The sequence below is a fragment of the Anaerophaga thermohalophila str. Valhall genome (assembly GCF_000250735.1).
Taxonomy (GTDB): Bacteria; Bacteroidota; Bacteroidia; order Bacteroidales; family Marinilabiliaceae; genus Anaerophaga; species Anaerophaga thermohalophila_A.
This window is the reverse complement of record NZ_AHZV01000100.1, coordinates 24905-44888: the sequence shown is the minus strand read 5'-3', so window position 1 is coordinate 44888 and position 19984 is coordinate 24905. Positions and strand designations below refer to the sequence as shown.

At 42.3% G+C, this 19984-nt stretch carries 18 protein-coding genes and 1 tRNA gene; 8 read left to right on the top strand and 11 right to left on the bottom strand.

Annotated features, from left to right (window positions below):
- Nucleotides 1–10 precede the first annotated feature (10 nt).
- The 5 genes from lptB to clpX all read left to right on the top strand — a co-directional run bounded on the left by lptB (nucleotide 11) and on the right by clpX (nucleotide 4981).
- Nucleotides 11–778 carry an LPS export ABC transporter ATP-binding protein gene (gene lptB / locus OQ5_RS0104935; RefSeq protein ID WP_218054499.1) on the top strand — a complete coding sequence of 256 codons (768 nt, stop codon included), beginning with the start codon at nucleotides 11–13 and terminating at the stop codon, nucleotides 776–778.
- A gap of 64 nt (nucleotides 779–842) precedes the next feature.
- Nucleotides 843–924, top strand: a tRNA-Leu gene (locus tag OQ5_RS0104930).
- Nucleotides 925–1604: 680 nt separating this feature from the next.
- Nucleotides 1605–2864, top strand: a complete 1260-nt coding sequence (tig, locus tag OQ5_RS20315) for a trigger factor (protein ID WP_016776417.1) — start codon at nucleotides 1605–1607, stop codon at nucleotides 2862–2864.
- 169 nt (nucleotides 2865–3033) lie between these two features.
- Nucleotides 3034–3726, top strand: coding sequence for an ATP-dependent Clp endopeptidase proteolytic subunit ClpP (gene clpP, locus OQ5_RS0104920; RefSeq protein WP_016776416.1), 693 nt, complete (start codon nucleotides 3034–3036; stop codon nucleotides 3724–3726).
- Between the two features lie 40 nt (nucleotides 3727–3766).
- Nucleotides 3767–4981, top strand: a complete 1215-nt coding sequence (clpX, locus tag OQ5_RS0104915; RefSeq protein ID WP_016776415.1) for an ATP-dependent Clp protease ATP-binding subunit ClpX — start codon at nucleotides 3767–3769, stop codon at nucleotides 4979–4981.
- An 828-nt stretch (nucleotides 4982–5809) separates the two neighbouring features.
- Here clpX and OQ5_RS0104910 read toward each other — a convergent pair.
- Nucleotides 5810–6226, bottom strand: a complete 417-nt coding sequence (locus tag OQ5_RS0104910; protein ID WP_016776414.1) for an OsmC family protein — start codon at nucleotides 6224–6226, stop codon at nucleotides 5810–5812.
- Between the two features lie 264 nt (nucleotides 6227–6490).
- Here OQ5_RS0104910 and OQ5_RS0104905 point away from each other — a divergent pair, with 264 nt between their 5' ends.
- The gene (locus tag OQ5_RS0104905; RefSeq protein ID WP_016776413.1) at nucleotides 6491–7198 is read left to right on the top strand and encodes a Crp/Fnr family transcriptional regulator; all 708 of its coding nucleotides are present in this window, start codon (nucleotides 6491–6493) and stop codon (nucleotides 7196–7198) included.
- A gap of 39 nt (nucleotides 7199–7237) precedes the next feature.
- On the opposite strand, the gene larC is transcribed toward OQ5_RS0104905, so the two are convergent.
- The 3 genes from larC to OQ5_RS0104890 are packed head-to-tail and all read right to left on the bottom strand — an operon-like array spanning nucleotide 7238 to nucleotide 9572.
- On the bottom strand, nucleotides 7238–8068 hold the full coding sequence (gene larC, locus OQ5_RS0104900; protein ID WP_016776412.1) for a nickel insertion protein: 831 nt from the start codon (nucleotides 8066–8068) through the stop codon (nucleotides 7238–7240).
- Nucleotides 8065–8805, bottom strand: a complete 741-nt coding sequence (larB, locus tag OQ5_RS0104895) for a nickel pincer cofactor biosynthesis protein LarB (protein ID WP_016776411.1) — start codon at nucleotides 8803–8805, stop codon at nucleotides 8065–8067. Before larB ends, larC begins: the two co-directional genes overlap by 4 nt.
- A complete protein-coding gene (locus tag OQ5_RS0104890) occupies nucleotides 8802–9572 on the bottom strand; it encodes an exoenzyme S synthesis protein B (RefSeq protein ID WP_255297391.1) in 771 nt (256 codons plus the stop codon). Before OQ5_RS0104890 ends, larB begins: the two co-directional genes overlap by 4 nt.
- A 773-nt stretch (nucleotides 9573–10345) precedes the next feature.
- Here OQ5_RS0104890 and OQ5_RS0104885 point away from each other — a divergent pair.
- Both OQ5_RS0104885 and OQ5_RS0104880 read left to right on the top strand, forming a co-directional pair.
- Complete coding sequence (locus OQ5_RS0104885) at nucleotides 10346–11995, top strand: AMP-binding protein (RefSeq protein ID WP_016776409.1); 1650 nt, start codon at nucleotides 10346–10348, stop codon at nucleotides 11993–11995.
- A gap of 116 nt (nucleotides 11996–12111) precedes the next feature.
- Nucleotides 12112–12933: an MBL fold metallo-hydrolase gene (locus OQ5_RS0104880; protein ID WP_016776408.1), complete on the top strand. Its 822-nt coding sequence runs from the start codon at nucleotides 12112–12114 to the stop codon at nucleotides 12931–12933.
- An 8-nt stretch (nucleotides 12934–12941) separates the two neighbouring features.
- On the opposite strand, the gene OQ5_RS0104875 is transcribed toward OQ5_RS0104880, so the two are convergent.
- From OQ5_RS0104875 to OQ5_RS0104840, 7 genes are all read right to left on the bottom strand, one after another.
- Nucleotides 12942–13433 (bottom strand): dihydrofolate reductase, encoded by a 492-nt coding sequence (locus OQ5_RS0104875; protein WP_016776407.1) that lies wholly within the window; start codon nucleotides 13431–13433, stop codon nucleotides 12942–12944.
- A gap of 163 nt (nucleotides 13434–13596) precedes the next feature.
- A complete protein-coding gene (locus tag OQ5_RS0104865) occupies nucleotides 13597–14391 on the bottom strand; it encodes a thymidylate synthase (protein ID WP_016776405.1) in 795 nt (264 codons plus the stop codon).
- 29 nt (nucleotides 14392–14420) lie between these two features.
- Nucleotides 14421–15512: an endonuclease/exonuclease/phosphatase family protein gene (locus tag OQ5_RS0104860; RefSeq protein WP_016776404.1), complete on the bottom strand. Its 1092-nt coding sequence runs from the start codon at nucleotides 15510–15512 to the stop codon at nucleotides 14421–14423.
- Between the two features lie 283 nt (nucleotides 15513–15795).
- Nucleotides 15796–16686, bottom strand: a complete 891-nt coding sequence (locus OQ5_RS0104855) for a rhomboid family intramembrane serine protease (protein WP_016776403.1) — start codon at nucleotides 16684–16686, stop codon at nucleotides 15796–15798.
- A gap of 9 nt (nucleotides 16687–16695) precedes the next feature.
- Nucleotides 16696–17559 (bottom strand): rhomboid family intramembrane serine protease, encoded by an 864-nt coding sequence (locus tag OQ5_RS0104850; protein WP_016776402.1) that lies wholly within the window; start codon nucleotides 17557–17559, stop codon nucleotides 16696–16698.
- An 84-nt stretch (nucleotides 17560–17643) separates the two neighbouring features.
- Complete coding sequence (gene mutL / locus OQ5_RS0104845; RefSeq protein ID WP_016776401.1) at nucleotides 17644–19515, bottom strand: DNA mismatch repair endonuclease MutL; 1872 nt, start codon at nucleotides 19513–19515, stop codon at nucleotides 17644–17646.
- A gap of 71 nt (nucleotides 19516–19586) precedes the next feature.
- Entirely contained in the window at nucleotides 19587–19916 is a 330-nt protein-coding gene (locus tag OQ5_RS0104840) for a hypothetical protein (RefSeq protein WP_016776400.1), read from the bottom strand.
- Nucleotides 19917–19984: the final 68 nt, after the last annotated feature.

Here is a 19984-nt window from a genome sequence, read left to right as displayed (position 1 = left end):
CAACATGACCATGGAAGAACATAAGATGCGATTATATACCGACAACCTTGTAAAAAAATACCGCAACCGCACCGTGGTAAAAGGAGTTTCCGTTGAAGTGAGCCAGGGAGAAATAGTGGGATTGTTAGGGCCAAACGGTGCCGGAAAAACCACTACCTTTTATATGATTGTCGGATTGATAAAACCAAATGACGGAGAAATTTACCTCGACCACGAAAGAATTACCAATGAACCGGTATACCGGAGAGCCCAAAAAGGCATCGGATATCTTGCCCAGGAAGCCAGTGTATTCAGGAAACTCAGTGTTGAAGACAACATCAGGGCAGTGCTGGAAATGACCAAATATCCAAAAGAGTATCAGATACAGCGCCTTGAGGAGCTTATCAACGAATTTGGTCTTGGTCACATCCGAAAAAGCCTTGGAATTCAACTATCGGGAGGAGAAAGAAGGCGGACGGAAATAGCCAGGGCACTTGCTATCAATCCCAAATTCATTCTGCTTGACGAACCCTTTGCAGGTGTTGATCCCATTGCAGTCAGAGACATCCAGGAAATTGTGGCAAAATTGAAATACAAAAACATCGGTATCCTTATTACCGACCACAATGTACACGAAACCCTTTCAATCACCGATCGTGCCTATTTGCTTTTCGAGGGCGATATCCTGAAAGCCGGGAGCGCAGAAGAACTGGCTGCAGACCCTGACGTGAGAAGAGTGTATCTGGGAGATGACTTCGAACTGAGAAGAAGAAAATTTGAACATGCCAAAAACCAGTAAAATTTCGAGACATTTTTTTGGAAAAAGTGCAAAAATTACCGTTATTTGCAACCGCAAATTTTATGCGGACGTGGCGTAATTGGTAGCCGCGCTAGATTTAGGATCTAGTGCCGAAAGGCGTGTGGGTTCGAGTCCCTCCGTCCGCACAAAAACCGCCATGGGGATTAATCCCCCTTTTGGCGGTTTTTTTGTGATTAATAGTCAGTAAAAAAAGCCTAAACGCAGAGACGCAAAGCCTTTATTATGAGATAGTTTGGTTTATGTTATTAATTATGCAAACAATTAATTAGTGCCTGTCTATAAAGTGGGAAAAGTTTCCTACTTATCATGTGTCTGTTCAGAAAGTGTCATTTACAAGGCTTGCGAAGTCCGAAAATACGGAGTTTACTCATCCGTAAATGAGTAATTTTCGGACGAGCGTAACACAGTAAATGGCACTTTATGGACAGACACTAATTATCAGATGTTTGTAAAAGTTTAACGGAGTATTGTGTGATAGTACATCAAAATTAGTCACAAAAAAGACGTTAATTTTCCAAAAATTACTCTTTGCAACAACCAACTATTTTGCAACTTGTAAATGCTTCATTATCTTTGCACTCGTTTTTGTCAGAAGGTTTGGATAAACGTGTTTTCAGCAACTTGCAAAAACAAATTTTGAAACGAACATGGCAAATGTGGCATTAACAAACAAATAGCTTTCACATGAACATTGAAAAAGAGCAAATTGATGATTTAAATGCAGTGGTACACATCACCATCGAAAAAGATGATTATGAACCACGCGTTGAAAAAGTCCTGAAGGACTAACCGTAAAAAAATCAACATGCCTGGATTCCGCCCCGGAAAAGTGCCGGCAAGCCTTGTAAAAAAAATGTATGGCAAAGCCATTCTGGTAGACGAAATTAATAAGCTGGTTTCCGAAAACCTGTCGAAATACATTAGTGAGAATGAACTCAACATACTGGGAGAGCCACTCCCTTCCGAAAAACAGCAAACCATAGATTTCGATCAGGATGAGCAATTTAAGTTCTCTTTTGACCTGGGGCTTACTCCTGAAGTTGAGGTAAAACTCAGCAAAAGAGAAAAATTGCCCTACTATCAGATAGAAATCACCGATGACATGGTAGAAGGGCAGAAAAAAAATGTGACCAGCCGGTTCGGAACTACTGAAAAACGTGATGAAGCAGGAGAAGAAAGCCTCCTCAAAGGCGATTTTGTTCAGCTGGACCAAAACGATGAAGAGATGCAAGACGGCATCAAAGCTGAAGATGCCGTAATGTCGACCAGCATTATCAAAAACGATAAAGAGAAGAAAAAAATAGTTGGCGCCAAAGTTGGTGATGAAATCGTTTTTGAGCCCAAAAAAGCTTTCCCGAATGATACCGAAATTTCTTACCTGCTGAAGATATCTAAAGAAGAAGCTGCTGAGGTAAAAGGGAAATTCAAATTCAAGGTCAAGGAAATCACCGAATACGTTGATCCTGAGCTCAACCAGGAACTGTTCGATAAAATTTTCGGCCCCGGCAAAGTAACCAACGAAGAAGAGTTTACCACCCAGGTAAAGAAAGACCTTGAGAATACTCTTTCAATGGAGTCGGAGTACAAATTCTCCATTGATGCCAAAGAAAAAATGATGGGCAAGTTTGATATGAAGCTGCCCGAAGAGTTTCTGAAACGCTGGCTAAAAGCAACCAATCAAAACAAAGAAGAACAACAGCTTACCGACGAACAGATTGAAAACGAAATGCCCCGTTTCTTTGAAGACCTGAAATGGCAGATCATTCGTAACCAACTGATCAAAGAAAACGATCTTAAAGTAGAACAGCAGGACGTTCTTGATTTTGCCAAAAAGTCGGCCAAACTGCAGTTCATGCAGTACGGGCTAAACAATATACCCGACGAACACATTGAAAGTTATGCCATGGACATGCTTAAAAATGAAGAACAACAGCGCAGCATGGCCGAGGGAGCAATCAACGACAAAGTAATGAACTTCATCAAAGAAGCTGTAAAAATAGACACAAAAGAAGTGTCGCGTGATGAATTCAATAAACTCTTCGAAGAGAAAAAGAAGAAAAAATAGGCGGCCGGTTTAACTGATTATCTTTTTAGCCTGAAAATATTCACCACCGGAGAAAACTTTTCATTACTCCGGTGGTTATGTTTTCAGGTTAAAATGTTTTGTGGCAATAAGCCAAATCAGACAAAATATTTCTAACTTAGCAGGTTGTAAAAATCAAATAGCATTAACTATGATCGATCCGAAAGATTTTCAGAAATACGCGACCAGGCACATGGGCATTAACAGTTTGGTGCTTGACAAATATACTGCCGTAACCAGCAGTTATATTTCCCCGACCATTATTGAAGAAAGACAGCTTAATGTGGCCAGCATGGACGTATTTTCGCGCCTCATGATGGACCGAATCATCTTTCTTGGCGTTCCAATTGACGATTACGTAGCAAACATCATTCAGGCACAGTTGCTCTATCTCGATTCGGTTGACTCAACCAAAGACATCAGCATCTATTTTAATACCCCTGGCGGGTCGGTACATTCGGGACTTGGAATTTACGATACCATGCAATTCATCTCGTCAGACATTCAAACCATTTGCACCGGCATGGCTGCTTCGATGGGTGCTGTTTTGCTGACAGCAGGTACCAGGGGGAAACGCTCTGCTCTGAAACATTCCAGGGTAATGATCCACCAACCCATGGGCGGTGCTCAGGGGCAGGCAGCCGACATTGAAATTACTGCCCGTGAGATTCTGAAACTTAAAAAGGAACTTTACGAAATAATCGCTGAACATACCGGTAATTCATATAAAAAAGTTGAGAAAGACTCTGACCGTGATTACTGGATGACTGCCGAAGAAGCAAAAAAATACGGGATGATAGACGAAGTTCTTGCCCGCACCAAAAAGGACAAAGAAGAAAAATAACAATAGGCGCATAACCAGAGAAGAGAGAAAGATAGATTTTATGGATAAATGTTCATTTTGCGGTCGTCCGCGAAAAGATACCAACCTACTTGTGGCGGGAATTTCCGGCCATATTTGTGACAGTTGTATTGAGCAGGCTCACTCCATCCTAGAAGAGGAAATGAAAAAACGAAATTCCTTCAACGTGGATGAGCTCAGATTGCTAAAACCTGCCGAAATAAAAGCATTCCTGGATCAGTATGTTATCGGACAGGAAGAGGCAAAAAAATATCTGTCCGTTGCCGTATATAACCACTACAAACGCCTGATGCAAAAGGACGGAGGGGATGAAGTAGAGATAGAAAAGTCAAACATTATTCTGGTTGGAGAAACAGGTACGGGAAAAACCCTCCTGGCCCGCACCATTGCCAGAATGTTGCATGTCCCCTTCACCATTGTCGATGCAACAGTACTTACCGAGGCAGGCTATGTGGGCGAAGACATTGAAAGCATCCTGAGCCGCCTGCTTCAGGCAGCCGACTATAATACAGAAGCTGCTGAAAAAGGCATCGTTTTCATCGATGAAATTGACAAGATTGCCCGAAAAAGCGATAATCCGTCTATTACCCGGGATGTATCCGGCGAAGGCGTTCAGCAGGGACTCCTCAAGCTTCTGGAAGGTTCTGTGGTTAATGTACCGCCTCAGGGAGGCCGAAAACATCCCGACCAGAAAATGATTCCGGTTGATACCAAAAATATTCTTTTCATCTGTGGCGGTGCTTTCGACGGTATCGAACGGAAAATTGCCAACCGGCTTAACACCAAAGTGGTGGGGTACTCAGCGAGCAAAGACAAAGAGCACATTGATGAAAACAACCTGCTCCAGTATATAGCCCCCCAGGACCTGAAAGCCTACGGACTGATCCCCGAAATTATAGGCCGGCTGCCGGTACTTACTTATTTGAATCCGCTCGACCGGGGTACTTTACGAAGAATTCTCGTAGAGCCCAAAAATTCAATAATAAAACAATACAAAAAACTATTTGAAATCGACGGTATTGAACTGGAATTTGCCGATGAAGTTCTGGATTATATTGTTGACAAAGCCGTTGAATTCAAACTGGGGGCCAGGGGATTAAGGTCGATATGCGAAACCATCATGATCGACCACATGTTTCATACCCCCTCAAAAAAGTCGAAAAAACTCCATATCACACTCGACTTTGCTATGGACAAAATTGAACGTACCCATTTGGGACGTCTTAAAGCAAGCTGAGAAAACATTGAGTGTTTTAATTCTTGTGAGTTAAAGGAAGGTATCCTGTCCGACAGGCAGAAGTCAGAAGGTTTGAGGTTAAGGTTAAGGCTGAGGTTGAAAACTCACCACAGAGAACACTGAAGGACACAGAGATAGAAGATAGACTTTAGAAAAAGTTAAGTTAAATCTGATATAAGCGACAAATCCTGAGTTAAAAAATGCAACAGCTTTTTGTTAAACGGCATAGTCGTTTGAAATCGCACAAAGTGCGATAATAATTCGCGAAATTCGTAACGCTCGGCTCTGCCGCTTGCTTGCAAGAATTCGTGGTTGCCAAACAACTAATGGCGCAGCCATTTAATAAGACGCTGGAAAATATCTTCCCCAAAAAACACGAATATCAGGAGTAAGACATTACGTTTTTTCAGGTTAAGTCTGAAAAAAGCCCCTGTATGGGATTTTGTCAGCTTAAAAACATGGTGTTTAGTTTATTGCGTTAAGCGTTTAAGCGCCTGATATGTTTTTTGTTGAAGGTGTTTAAAAAGACTATTTTTTACTCTGTGAGACATAGTGTAAACGTCGTGTTACTCTGTGAAACAATAAATTACACAGACTATCACCGGGTAAAACAGAGGTCTGACAGCTTGCTCCGATTTATCGAAGAGTAATAGGGGCTTGTTTCATGCATCAAAATGATTACTATTAATTTTTTATTGCCAAACTTTCAAAGATAATATTCATAAGTCCGGTCTAAAAAAATATTTATCTCATAAAAAAATTTGCGCCTTTGTGTCTTTGCGTTAGAGCATTTTTATCGGCCAGTTACTATTCTGGAAGGACAACAAATTAATCCTCAAGTCTGATTTCATGTGTCAGTTCCAGAGCTTTTCGATACACTGCTGAAACACCGCAATATTTTTCATCCGACAAAGACACGGCCTTTTCAATCTTATCCTTGGGCAAATCTTTCCCTTTGAATGTGTAAATCACATGCATTTTGGTATAATGCTTCGGATGCTCTTCGGTCATGTCTGCTTCTACTCTCACATTAAAGTCATCCACGTCCACGCGCATTTTTCTCAGTATAGATATAACATCCATAGCAGTACATCCGGCCAGTGAAAGGAGCATCAACGGTTTAGGCCTGACCCCTTTATCCTCACCACCTACCGAAGGGTCCGCATCAAGTATCACTTTATGACCGTTCATCTCTGTCTCAAACGACATTTTTCCTGTCCAATTAAGGTCTAACGTTGATTTCATATCAAAGTTCTTTTAGTTTTTCTTAAGAAATTGTATTTTAGAACAAATATATTGCTTTATCAATCGTTTTTATCAATTAATGACAACCGATTCTAATTTTTACCCGAACAACAGAACAAACAAAAGCCATAGCAAAAATGTTCAAATATTCACATATATATATTCGTCGGATGTCAGTGCAAATATAATCTTTCTTTTTATATTTGTATAGCTGCTTTTATGACAGAAATCATGTTATTATATTACTTACTTTAAGTACGTGTTATGAGAAAGTCCCAGGAAATTGTAAGCCCTGAAACAATTGATTTGCGTTCGTTTGAGATATTTAAAGGTCTTACCGACGCAGAACTTGAATCACTCAATCAGAACCTGGTCTGTAATAGTTACAAAAGAGGTTCAATTATTTATAATGAAGGAAGCCGCATTAACGGCTCCTATGTGGTTGTAAAAGGCATCCTGAAGATATACAAAACAGGATTCGACGGCAAAGAACAAATCATCAGATTTGCAAAGGAAGGAGATTTAATTGGCTTTCGCTCAATTGTAAGCGAAGAACTGGCCTGCACCACAGCCAGAGTGATTCAGGATGCGGTACTCTGCTACCTCCCCGGAGATGTGATGACAAATTTCATCAAAGGCAATCCGGAATTTGCCATGTCTCTTATGCGGCTAACCTGCAGGGAGTTGGGCGAATCCAATAAATTCCTTACAGACATTGCACAAAAGACGGTTCGTGAAAGATTGGCCGAAGTGCTGTTACTCTTAATGGATACCTTTGATCTGGATGAAGATCACACGCTTCAAATATCGCTCACTCGTGAAGAACTGGCCAACATGGTCGGTACTGCTACAGAATCTGTAATAAGGCTTCTGTCGGAATTTAAATCGGATAAGCTGATTGAGCTGAACGGACGCAAAATAAAGCTGCTTAATATTCCCAGGCTCATCAAAATCGGGAACGTTTATGTTTAGCTTTATCCGGGGATATCATCAATAGTTGAATAATAATATTTACCGGTAAAGATATACGCTCAGCGGAGGTATCGGCAGGTCTTTTGTACCTCTGGAACAACCACGGGCTGCCATATCCTTGTCATTATCAGGTAGCGCAGCAACTTTGTTTGCATTTAAAGCGCTTAACAAAGCGGCACCGGTTGGCGTAAACAACTCGGTTTCGATGGGCCCGGCTTCAGCAGGAATGTTATTGTTCCTGATCATTACTTCGGTAGCAGGAGCCGGTACTTTGAGCGTGCCGTGAGAAAAACTGACAGATCCGCCACCCCAACACACCGGACAAGTGAGAACAGCCTCTGTTGGTGCCGACAATTCCTGGAGTCCGGTAACAGCTCCCATCACGTCGATAAGAATATCCTGGGCCTCATGCAACCAGGCCTCCGGCTCATCCTCGTGATGATGGTGATGATGATGGCCGGAAGCGGTTGTACCATCCTCATGCTTGTGATGATGTGCGTCGTGGTGATGATGATGTTGCATATCAAACTCATAAGTAGCATGAGCTTCCTTTTCAGCAGCAATCAAATGTTGCAGCATGCGCATTCCAAAAGCCCTGTATTCATTCCGAATAGAAAAATCCTCAAAAAGATGTTCCAACAAATGTTGTGCTTTTGTTGACGATAAATGACCATGATGATGTTCCACCTCGATGTGAAGACGACTACAGCCATCGGCAGTTTTTCTGTGACTGACCACAGCCCGGCCAAGCATTTCGGCAGCAGCTTTCATAGCACCTGTTACAGTCCGGGCATCCGCACCGGCATCGATCAAAGCAGCAGAGAACATATCGCCTGCTATTCCACCTTTGGGTTCTATATATAACTTCATAATGAACTGTTTTTTGCAATCAAACCTGCGACAACAGCCGCTCGTATCCCCCCGTCAATATTGACAACAGTAAGATTGGGTGCGCAGGAGGCAAGCATAGATGTAAGCGCAGCTTCATTGGCTCTGAACCCGTAACCCACCGAGGTTGGAACACCCACAACCGGCAGCGGAACCAGACTTGAAACAAAAGGGGCCAAAGCTCCTTCCATTCCGGCAACAACAATAACAGCAGCCACTTTTTTATTCATCCCTTCCATAACAGCATCCAAAACTCTTGTGGGATGAGCAATTCCACGGTCTTCAAAAACAACAGGATTAACCCCCAAAGCCTCCAGTGCCAGAGAACACTCCGAGGCTACCGGATGGTCGGCAGCACCGGCACTGATCACAAGCACATGTCCTTTGGGCTCCGGAAAATCTCCGATGGCCAGAAGAAGTGGGGTTTCCCTCACTGAATACCGGTCGTTGAAATAATCCACCAACGTCGCCTGATGGGGACTTCTGGACACCAGAACGCCTGAGTGCCTGGTTAGCCAGGCATCGGCGAGCTCAACGGTCTGATCGGCTGTTTTGTATTCACCATAAATTATTTCAGGAATGTTAATACGGGCTCCGCGATTAACATCGGCTATATAGTTACGTGCCGTTTCCATCCATTCGAGAGAGAAATGTCTTCTGGCCTCATCTTTGCTCATCTTTCCCCCGGCAATCTGCTCATATAATTCATCAAAAGTCATAGCCCTAATTTTTTATCAAATGCATTTTTTCTGGCACCTTCCAGGTCAAGGGTTACGAAGATAGCAATTTGTTTCCCTTTTTCAACAATCTGCTGCCGGAAGCCGGGTTCGATTAACTTGCTAAACGTGGCCATTTCACGGCATTCAATTCGTAAATGGTCATCATCATCCATGCGGCAACGAAGATGATGATCACCGGTCTCGATCAGAATTTGCTGTTCAATATTACGGATAATTTCAAGACGTTCCTTTGTAATACGGGTACGATAATTAAAGCGTGTAGCCAGACAACTCTCCATGTTGGCTATTACAGGATCGGCTCCCATCCCGACAGCGATCTCCCTCGCTTGTTCTTTGGAAATGCCCAATTGGGCAAGCGGCGAACGAACACCTCCTCTGCGCAAAGCTTTCACTCCGGGTCTGTAACTCCCGGAATCGCTGGCATTGGTACCGTCAAATACAGGAGCATCGCCACGTGAAATTACCGGTCGGATAAGCTGACCTTTACAATGATAACAACGATCAACAGGATTCTCAAGAATTTTCCGGGCGGGCTTTAAATCGATTACTTCAATACGGCTACAACCCAGGTTGCCGGCCTGTTCTCTTATCTGCTCTTCAGACACACGGTTAAATCCGTTATTGATCCAAACCGGTCTGACATCAACACCGGCCTCTATGGCACAACCCAATAAGGCACAACTGTCAAAACCACCCGAAAACAGCAGATAAAACGGGCCTGATTCCTTTATATATTTTGTCAACAATTCTTTCAAATTTCAGAAATCTCTGTCAATTCCTTCCTACTAAACCATTAAATGATTCTCAGCAGCCCGGGCTTAACGGGTGTCTATTAACTCGCAAAATTTTCACAATAAGTGTGTCTGTTCAGAAAGTGCCAGTTGCAAAGCTTGCGAAGCCGTAAAAACGCAGTTTACTTTTCGTAAATGAATATTTTGGCGGCGAGTGTAACACAGCAAATGGTACTTTATGGACAGACAGTGACAATTGTTTAGAAAAAGCCAATCATAAACGTCGCAATTTAAGAAAAAAATGTTTATATACATAGATAGTTGAATGTTTAAGAAAAGTGAACACAAACAGGGCTTTACATGTTATTTTTACACAGGCCATTACATCAGTATTTGGTCTTTTTAAAAAAATGTTTGACTTTTGCTGGCGGTATAAATAGTTCGTGTCTATAAACCAGCAAAAATTTTCACAATATGCGTGTCTGTTCAGAAAGTGCCGGTTGCAAGTCTTGCGAAGCCGCCAAAAACCGAGTTTACTTTTCGTAAATGAGTATTTTGACGGCAAGCGTAACACAGCAAATGGCACTTTATGGACAGACACTAAATAAAATAGAGCTCGTCTATAAACTCGCAAAGAATTTTTACAGTATGTGTGTCTGTTCAGAAAGTGTCATTTACAAGGCTTGCGAAGTCCGAAAATACGGAGTTTACTCATCGTAAATGAGTAATTTTCGGACGAGCATAACACAGTAAATGGCACTTTATGGACAGACACTAAATAAAAATGTATGGAAAAAAGCGGTTACACAGGGTTGGTAAAATCGGCATTGGAGAATTACTCGGATATGCCGGCTTTCAGTGACTTCAAAGGAGATACCATTACCTTTAAAGAAGTTGGAAAATCGATTTATCGTTGTCATCAGGTTTACAAAGCATTGGGAATTAAGCCCGGTGATAAAGTTGCTCTCATCGGAAGAAATTCAACCAATTGGGCCCTGATTTATTTAGGCACTGTTACTTACGGTGCCACAATTGTCCCCATTCTACCCGATTTCAGCCCTTCCGATATTAATCACATTGTCAATCACTCCGAATCTGTACTTCTGTTTTCCACCGACCAGATTTTTGATAAAGTCGATGAAACAAAAATGCCATCACTTAAGGGAATCATTTCGGTAAATGATCTCTCCGTCATTGTCGATAACAACGGGAAAGTGCGGAAAGCTGTTGAAAAGGCACAAAAGGAAATATCCAAAACCGACGACAGCTTCGATGTCGGGATGATCGATTTCTTTAGTCCCAAACCAGATGATGTAATGGTGCTTTCCTACACATCGGGTACATCAGGCTTTTCCAAAGGAGTGCTTTTGCCTCACCGAAGCATCTGGTCAAACGTGCAATATGCCCGCGATACCTTTGACATCATTCCCGGAGAACGTATTGTTTCATTCTTACCTCTGGCACACGCATACGGATGCCTCTTTGAATTTTTATGGCCATTTACCGAAGGCTGTCATGTAACTTTTCTCTCCAGAACACCTTCACCTCAGATTATTACCGAAGCCTTTCGAAGTATAAAACCTCATCTGATCCTCTCGGTTCCGCTGGTGCTCGAAAAAATCTTCAAGAAGCAAATATTACCAAAACTCGAAAAGAAAAGCCTGAAAGCCCTTCTTAAATTACCCGTTCTCAACAAACTTCTTTACGCGAAAATCAAAGATAAGCTGACCGAAGTATTTGGCGGCGAATTTCGTGAAATGATTGTTGGCGGAGCTGCACTGAACAAAGACGTGGAAATATTCCTGCGTAAGATAGGTTTTCCCTTAACAATCGGGTATGGCATGACCGAATGCGGCCCTTTGATCAGTTATGCGCCATGGGATGAAACAAAACCTCAATCTGCAGGAAGAATCGTTCACAGAATGGAGGTAAAAATCGACTCGGATGACCCTTACAACAAAGTTGGAGAAATTCTTGTAAGAGGAGAAAACAACATGATCGGGTATTATAAAAACAAGCAGGCCACCAGCGAAATGCTTGATTCTGAAGGATGGTTACACACCGGGGATCTTGGAGTCATCGATAAGGACAACTTCATCTTCATTAAAGGACGAAGTAAAAATATGATTCTTGGTCCGTCGGGACAGAATATCTACCCCGAAGAGATTGAAGCTGTAATCAACAATAAGGAATATGTTCAGGAATGCCTGGTTCGGGAAGACAATGGAAAAATTGAAGCTCTTGTTTATCCGGATTATGAAGCAGTAGACGCTGAAGACCTGGGGGATCAGGATATCGAAAAGATTCTTCAAAAAATAAAGAAAGAAGTAAACCAGGAACTACCTGCCTTTATGAATATTTCCAGAATAGTGCTGTTCCCCGAAGAGTTTGAAAAAACACCAAAGAAAAGTATTAAACGATATAAATACCAATCGTAAAAAAAATGCCGGCGGTGTCAAGTCTCGCCGGCATTTTTTAACTTTTCCATTACAAAGAAGAGTATTATCTTTATCCTTCAAAAGAACAATAGTTCATTTTAACAGGATTTAATGCAATGGAAATCATCACACTTGTAGAAAACCTGGCATACCAACAGGGAACAAAAGGAGAGCATGGTCTCTCGTTTGTTGTAAAAACAGCAGGGAAACAAATTCTCTTCGATACCGGACAGAGCAATTTGCTGGTCGAAAATGCAAAAAGATTGAACGTCGACCTCCGGGCCATCGATATGGTGGTTATCAGTCATGGTCATTATGATCATACAGGTGGACTGGCAGCCTTTTTCGGGATCAACGATCATGCTCCGGTTTATTTGAAACCAAAAGCCTTTGAGGATAAATACTCACAGTCGACAGGCCAGGCACGGTTTATAGGAATCGATAAGACGGTTGCACAAACATACACCTCCCGGTTCAAATACATCGAAAAACCAACAGAAATAGCACCAGGACTAAAAATTATACCTGACATAGGACATTTCTACGCGTTTGAACAAATCTCTCCCGCCATGCTGGTTGACAAAGCAGGAGCAAAAAGTGCCGATCCGTTCGAAGACGAACTATTCATGGTATACGAACACAATAAAGGTCTTACTGTCTTCGCAGGTTGTGCTCACAGAGGAATTGGCAACATTTGCCGCACGGCAATGGAGGTGACTGGCAATAACCATATAAAGCTGGTTTTGGGAGGAACTCACCTGAAAGGTGCCTCAAAAGGGAGGATACAAAAAACGGTAAAAGCCTTCGAAGCCCTGGATGTTGAAAAATACGGCCTGTGCCATTGCACCGGACTTCCTGCATTTATGGAATTCTCAAAAAAATTTAAAGACAGGGTCAGATATGCTCATGTAGCAACACGTTTTCTACCCTATGATTGACAAAGCCTTCATCGACGGACATAATTGATATACGAATAAGAGAATCCGGATTTTTCATCGTTGTATGGTCCTTCCGAACGCTCAACCACCCATTCATCTTCTTTTATGGGAGGGAACCAGGTATCGATGCGGGGAAACTTATAATGGATCAAAGTGAGATAAATCCTGATCGCATCTGAGAAAAAGAGCTTATAAACTTCCCCGCCGCCAATCACGAACACGCTTTCTTCCGGACTGCAGACTTCATGAAGCTCATCGCCCGAATGAATAACTTCACAGCCGGGAGGTGAGAAATCTTTCTGCCTTGTAATAACGATATTTCTACGATTGGGGAGAGCACCTTTCGGCAGCGCTTCAAAAGTCTTCCTCCCCATCACGATGGCATTACCTGTTGTCAGCTTTTTAAACCGTTTAAGGTCTTCACTGATAAAAGCGGGCTGGTTACCATCAATACCGATACCACTATTTTCGTCGACTGCAACAATAAGAGACAAGCGCATGTCATTAGATGATTAGATGTTAGATATTACAAGGTTAGATATTGATTTTCCGGTTGCCGGCAGGTACCCAAAGGGAACCGTTATCGAAGAGCATGCACTTCCAAAGAATAAAGCACAATAGTGCATATCAATAACTTTCATATTCTACGGAATCATTTCCATTTTAAACAGATATTTTTCCTTTGATGTGAGGATGCGGATCGTAATTACTCAGCACAAAGTCGTTATATTTAAAGTCGTCAATTCTTTTCACATCGGGGTTTACAGTCATCGTGGGCAGATGTCTCGGCGCCCGTGTCAGCTGCAGTTTCACCTGATCTATGTGATTGAGATATATGTGCGCATCGCCAAGGGTATGAACAAAATCGCCCGGTTCAAGATTGGTAACCTGGGCAACCATCATTGTCAGCAAAGCATAAGAGGCAATATTAAAAGGAACGCCAAGAAAAATATCTGCACTTCGTTGATAGAGCTGACAGCTTAACTTCCCATCGGCCACATAAAACTGGAACAGGATGTGGCATGGAGGCAATTCCATATCATCGAGCTGCCCCACGTTCCAGGCACTAACAATGTGCCGGCGTGAGTCGGGATTCGACTGAATAGAATCAATGACCTGTTGCAACTGATCGATATGACCTCCTTTGTAATCGGGCCACGAACGCCATTGATATCCGTAAATCGGGCCTAACTCTCCATCTTCCCGGGCCCATTCGTTCCATATCCGCACACCATTGTCCTGTAAATATTTCACATTTGTACTACCCTTAATAAACCACAAAAGTTCATGGATAATAGACTTAAGATGGAGCTTTTTGGTAGTCAGTAATGGAAACCCATCCTGAAGATCGAAACGCATCTGGTGCCCGAAAACACTGATTGTACCCGTACCTGTCCGGTCTTCTTTTTGTACACCCTCATCAAGTACCCGTTTCAAAAGTTCTTTATACTGTCTCATACAATTCCATTATCTAAAAATCTAACGATCTATTGAATTTCCAAAATAGTTGAAATGGGAAAGTGGTCGGAATAATCAACCTTGTGCCGTCTGAAACCATAAGAATTGATGTCCGGGTCATGAAATATATAATCAATTCTCAAAGAAGGAAGCCGGCCATTATAGGTACCTCCGAATCCTGACCCCGATTCCCTGAAAGCATCCTTCAGATTGCTTCTCATCCTGCGGTAAACATAAGAGATGGGCATATCATTAAAATCACCGCAGACAATCACAGGATAAGGCGAATTATTAATGTGATTTGAAATCCTTTCGGCCTGGGAAGACCTTTGCCTGAAAGCCCTGGACATTTTACGAACGATTTCCCGTATGCCGTCTTTCTGTTTCTGATCCAACTCAAAAGTAAGGCTGTCAATCACGTTAAAATCCTGTGATCTGAAACCTATAGATTCCAGATGATTATTAAATACCCTGAATACTTTACCGTTAATATTAACATCGGTAAAAATGGCCATATTTTTACTGTTGCTAAAATCAAGTGCCCCCTTATTTACAACAGGGAATCGGGAAAAGGTGGCAATTCCGTATCCAATATTCTGACCGGAGTAATCGCGGTATTCTATATGACTATACCCCATCTTCCGCAACCTTGCCCTCAGAAAATTGGGCGAATATCCCTCCTTCCGTCTGGAAGTAAAGTATTCCTGCACACAAAGAATATCAGGATCGGCCTTTTCAATAAAATCATAAATGGCATACGGCATACCAGGTAGTTCGGACCACTCGTAAAAATCGAACATCCGGGCATTAAAAGTCATTATTTTCACAGGATTCTTCAGGTCATCAGGAGGTTGTTCTCCTTTAAACTGAAAAATATTTCCCCAAAGATTCCACGTTAAAAGCAAAACCGCCAGAGGCATTACCAGATGAATACTTTTCCTCAGAATATGAAGGATGAGCGCCAACAAATTGATAACCCACAAAACCGGAAACAGAAAGCCCAGAAGTGCTAAAACATGAATCTTTTCGGGACTGATGAAAACGGGTGTCACCGAAATAAGCAGGAGCAAGGCAAGCACAAGCGTGACAAAGAATGATATGGACTTAAATAACCGCTTCAATTTTTAACTAAAATATTATGTTTGTATACTTTTGTTAGTTTTTCGAGTATACCAGTACTTTCAAATTCGCACGACTGACAGCTCACTAAAAACTACTGACTAGTGTCTGTCCATAAAGTGCCATTTACTGTGTTAAACTCGTCCGAAAATTACTCATTTACGATGAGTAAACTCCGTATTTTGGGACTTCGCAAGCCTTGTAAATGACACTTTCTGAACAGACACGCAAATTGTGAAAATTTTTGCGAGTTTATAGACACGCACTAACTACATTACTTTTTGTTCAGTTGTCCTGACTGGCATTGAAAAGTGTCTTTTTCTCTTCCTTCGATAAACTGTCGTATCCGCTCTGTTTAATTTTCTCAAGAATACGATCCAACTCCTTTTGCCGACGCACTTTCTGAGCATTATATTCCATGTCACTCATGGGCCGGCTGTGTGTTACTTTCATCCTGGAACGTTTACGGAACAGGCCTCCGAACCTCGAGGCAGCCGTGTCGAAAAAATTCCCTTTAATTTTACCTTCCGATAATTTCCATCCGTAGTACAATCCGGCCAGGGCACCACCAATATGTGCCAGATGACCGCCGGCGTTAGCCATTCCCGGAATACTTACCAGATCGATGATAAAAGCTCCAAGCGCAATATATTTAAGCTTAACAGGGCCAATTAAAAAAAGATAAACCGAAAAGTTCGGCCGTATGCGTGCCACAGCAAAAAGAATGGCCATTACCGAGGCAGAAGCGCCCAGCAAGACAGAACCACCACTGCCCGGATAAAAAGCCGGTAACAAATTAAAAGCCAGAAGGTAAACTCCGGCACCGGCCAAACCACCCCAGATATAAACCGTTAATAATTTGCCGGCATCCACAAGATGCACGAACAACCGGCCAAACCAATACAGATAAAGAACATTAAACAAAATATGAAAAAAATCGTAGTGCAAAAACATGTATGTCAGCAGACTCCACGGACGAAGCAGGAGTAGAACCGGCTCAGAGGGTACCGACAACCAACTGATCATTAATTGAATAGATGCAGCACCCGCACCCATGAGCAGCAACAACAGTTGCAGCAATTTAACGACAACAAATACCCCAACATTGACATAGATGAGTTTTGTGAGAACATTTCCCTCACGAAAAGATTGTTTTATCTCATTCCATATACTCATACCGGCAAATTAATAATAAATTCCTCTATTTTTCCAGTACTTGATAAGAATAAACCCAAACAGCATACCTCCCAAATGCGCCCAGTGAGCTACATTATCCATTGAGAAATTTCGGATACCCAGGAAAAGCTCAACCAAACCATATATGATCACAAAATATTTGGCTTTGATCGGTATCGGCGGAAATAATAACATCAGCTGAGTGTTGGGGAACAGCATCCCAAAAGCCAGCAATATTCCAAAAACAGCTCCCGAAGCACCCACGGTAACAAAACTGTTGAGATAGCCATTGCGGTATTGTACCATGTATTCTTTCGATAATGCAATGGCTTTATCCGGGTTATTGTCAATTAACTGATTATATGATTGGACAAACTCATTAAATTGCTGCTTCATTTCATACGACCTGATCTGGACATCTTCATTTAAGAAAGCCTTCAGGTTTTCGGGACTTGCGTTATTCATATAATGCGTTATGGCATCCATCATGGGCATTACCTCTATATATTGAGTAAGAATATGCACAATGGCTGCTCCGATTCCGGTCACAAAATAATAGATGAGAAACCGTCTGGTTCCCCAAACCACTTCCAGCATGCGCCCAAACATGAACAACGCAAACATATTGAAGAAGAGGTGAAAAAAGATAATTCCCTCGCCTGGCGAAAAATAAGCATGCAGGAACATATACGTTACCAGCTGAAAAGGATTAAACGCTTCGGCAGTGGGTAAATGAAGTCCAAGATAATCCTCAATGGCAAAACCGAAGGTACCGTAAAACACCAGGCTGGCCACATAAAAAATCACATTAATCAGTATCAGATTCTTGACTGCGGTTGTCAGACCGCCAAAAGGGGATGCTCCAAAGTTCATTTTATATCACTAAAAATTAATAAATCAACGTCGATTGGGTTTGCAATTTCAGTGCCATGTTTCGGGTTTATCTGTCATGCATTCTCACCGGAAGCGTTTTTCGAGTTCCTCATTATCGAGAATCGTAAATACGGGTTTTCCTCCGGGCGTATAATTGGGTGCACTACAAAGAAACAACTTATTGATCAATTCTGCCATTTCATCCTGTGTTAATACTTCGCCCGGCCGCATACAGGCATTTCTGGCCATAACTCCTGCCATTTGTTCCCGAACTTCGTGCCTGGGGTCTACTTCTCCACTCTTGAATGCATTCAGCAAAGCATCGATAAGTTTACGGGTATTGATCCCTTTCAACAAAGAAGGCTGACCAATTACTGAAAAGGTACGGTCACTTCTCTCTTCCAATTCGAACCCGAAAATACGTAAATCATCCATAATATCCCTCAGTAAAATAGCGTCCTCTTCACTAAATCCAATCTCTTCGGGGAAAAGAGAATGCTGCGAAACCGATGCATCAGCACTGATATTCCTGAGAAAATCCTCGTATAAGATACGCTCATGCGCACGGCGCTGGTCGATGATCATGACCCCTGATTTTACCGAAGTAATAATGTATTTGCTTTTTATCTGAAAATAGAGGGCGCCTGTTTCTTTATATTCATTCCCGGTTTTAACAGCATCATCGTTCCCGCTTTCAGAGGCATCTTCTTTCGAAGGAAGAATCAGCATATCGGTCCCGTCAGCGGGATCAATCTTGTGGGAAGCGGACTGAAACCCTTCGTAAAGCGACTCCCAACCGGACGGAGGTGAAGATGTTCCCGACCCGGAAGGTCTGTAATTCTTTTCCTCATCGAATGGATTATATTCGGGATTAATTTTTACAGACGGCTCGGGAATTGGTTCATCTCTTTTCTTAGCCGGAATCTGGACTTCTCCCGCATCTCCAAAATCGATAGACGGAACCATATTAAACTTTCCCAGTGCTTCACGAACAGCAGCGCTGACTATTTTCCACACAGACCGCTCGTCTTCAAATTTTATCTCCGTCTTTGTGGGATGAATATTCACATCGATGATTTCGGGGTCGGCTTCGAAAAAAAGAAAATAGGGTGGACAATGCTCTGCGGGAACAAGATTTTCGTAGGCAACCATTACCGCTTTATGAAGGTAAGGACTTCGCATGTAGCGGTGGTTGACAAAAAAATACTGATCGCCCATTGTCTTCCTGGCGGACTGGGGTTTACCAATGAAACCGTGTATTTTAATGATAGAAGTATCGGTCTCAACCGGTAGCAACAAAGAGTTGGTGTGCGACCCTATCAATGCAGAAATGCGTTGCCTCAGGTTGGAAGACGGGAGGGTGAACAATTTTTGATTATTGTGCTCCAGCGAGAACATAATGGAAGGATTGGCAAGGGCGATCCTTTGAAACTCGTTAACAATATGGCGCAACTCGGTGGCATTGGTCTTGAGGAATCTCCTGCGGGCCGGCACATTAAAAAAAAGGTTCTTAACCATAAAGTTACTGCCGGGGGCACATGTAACAGGCTCCTGATTCTCTACTTTTGAACCTGCAATTTCGATTCTGGTTCCCAATTGTTGCTCATGTAACCTTGTTTTGAGCTCCACATGAGCAACAGCAGCTATCGAAGCCAATGCTTCACCCCGGAATCCCATGGTTCGAATGGCAAATAAGTCATTGGCATTGCGAATTTTCGAAGTAGCATGCCGCTCAAAGGCCATCCTGGCATCGGTTTCAGACATCCCGCAGCCATTATCAATGATCTGTATCAGCGTACGTCCGGCATCCTTTATGATAATCTGAATTTCAGAACTTCCTGCATCAACAGCATTTTCAACCAGCTCCTTAACAACCGAGGCGGGTCGCTGAATTACTTCTCCGGCAGCAATCTGATTGGCAACTGAGTCGGGTAATAGTTGGATAATATCTGACATATATTACTGCTTCTCTCTATTTTATTTTGTTTCTGCACGGAAATAACAAAGTGGTCAGGCAAAAGATTAATTTACATTAAAAACTTCTCATACCAATCGTAAGCAGAATTAAGCAAATAATAGAATAAGGCAATCAATAAAATGAGGATAATAATCAACCGTAAATTAGATTTTTTTCTTTCACTTCGCGTCACCTCAAAATGTGACTTAATCCGCCGTCGCATTCCGCCTCTTATTCTTTCAGCATACGCCCTGCCATCTTCCTCCTCTTCAACCGGCATACCCATCTCCTGACGGATACGACGTTCCCGCTCTTTCTGCTTCTCCTTCTCCGGATTATAATAGATCGGATCGTACTGGAACCGTCGGTGACGCGGTATTTTAATAAATGTAAATCTCATAACAACAGAACGTTATATTTATAGATGTAAGATTTTAGGTAATATATGAGTCTCGACTTAAACAGCCT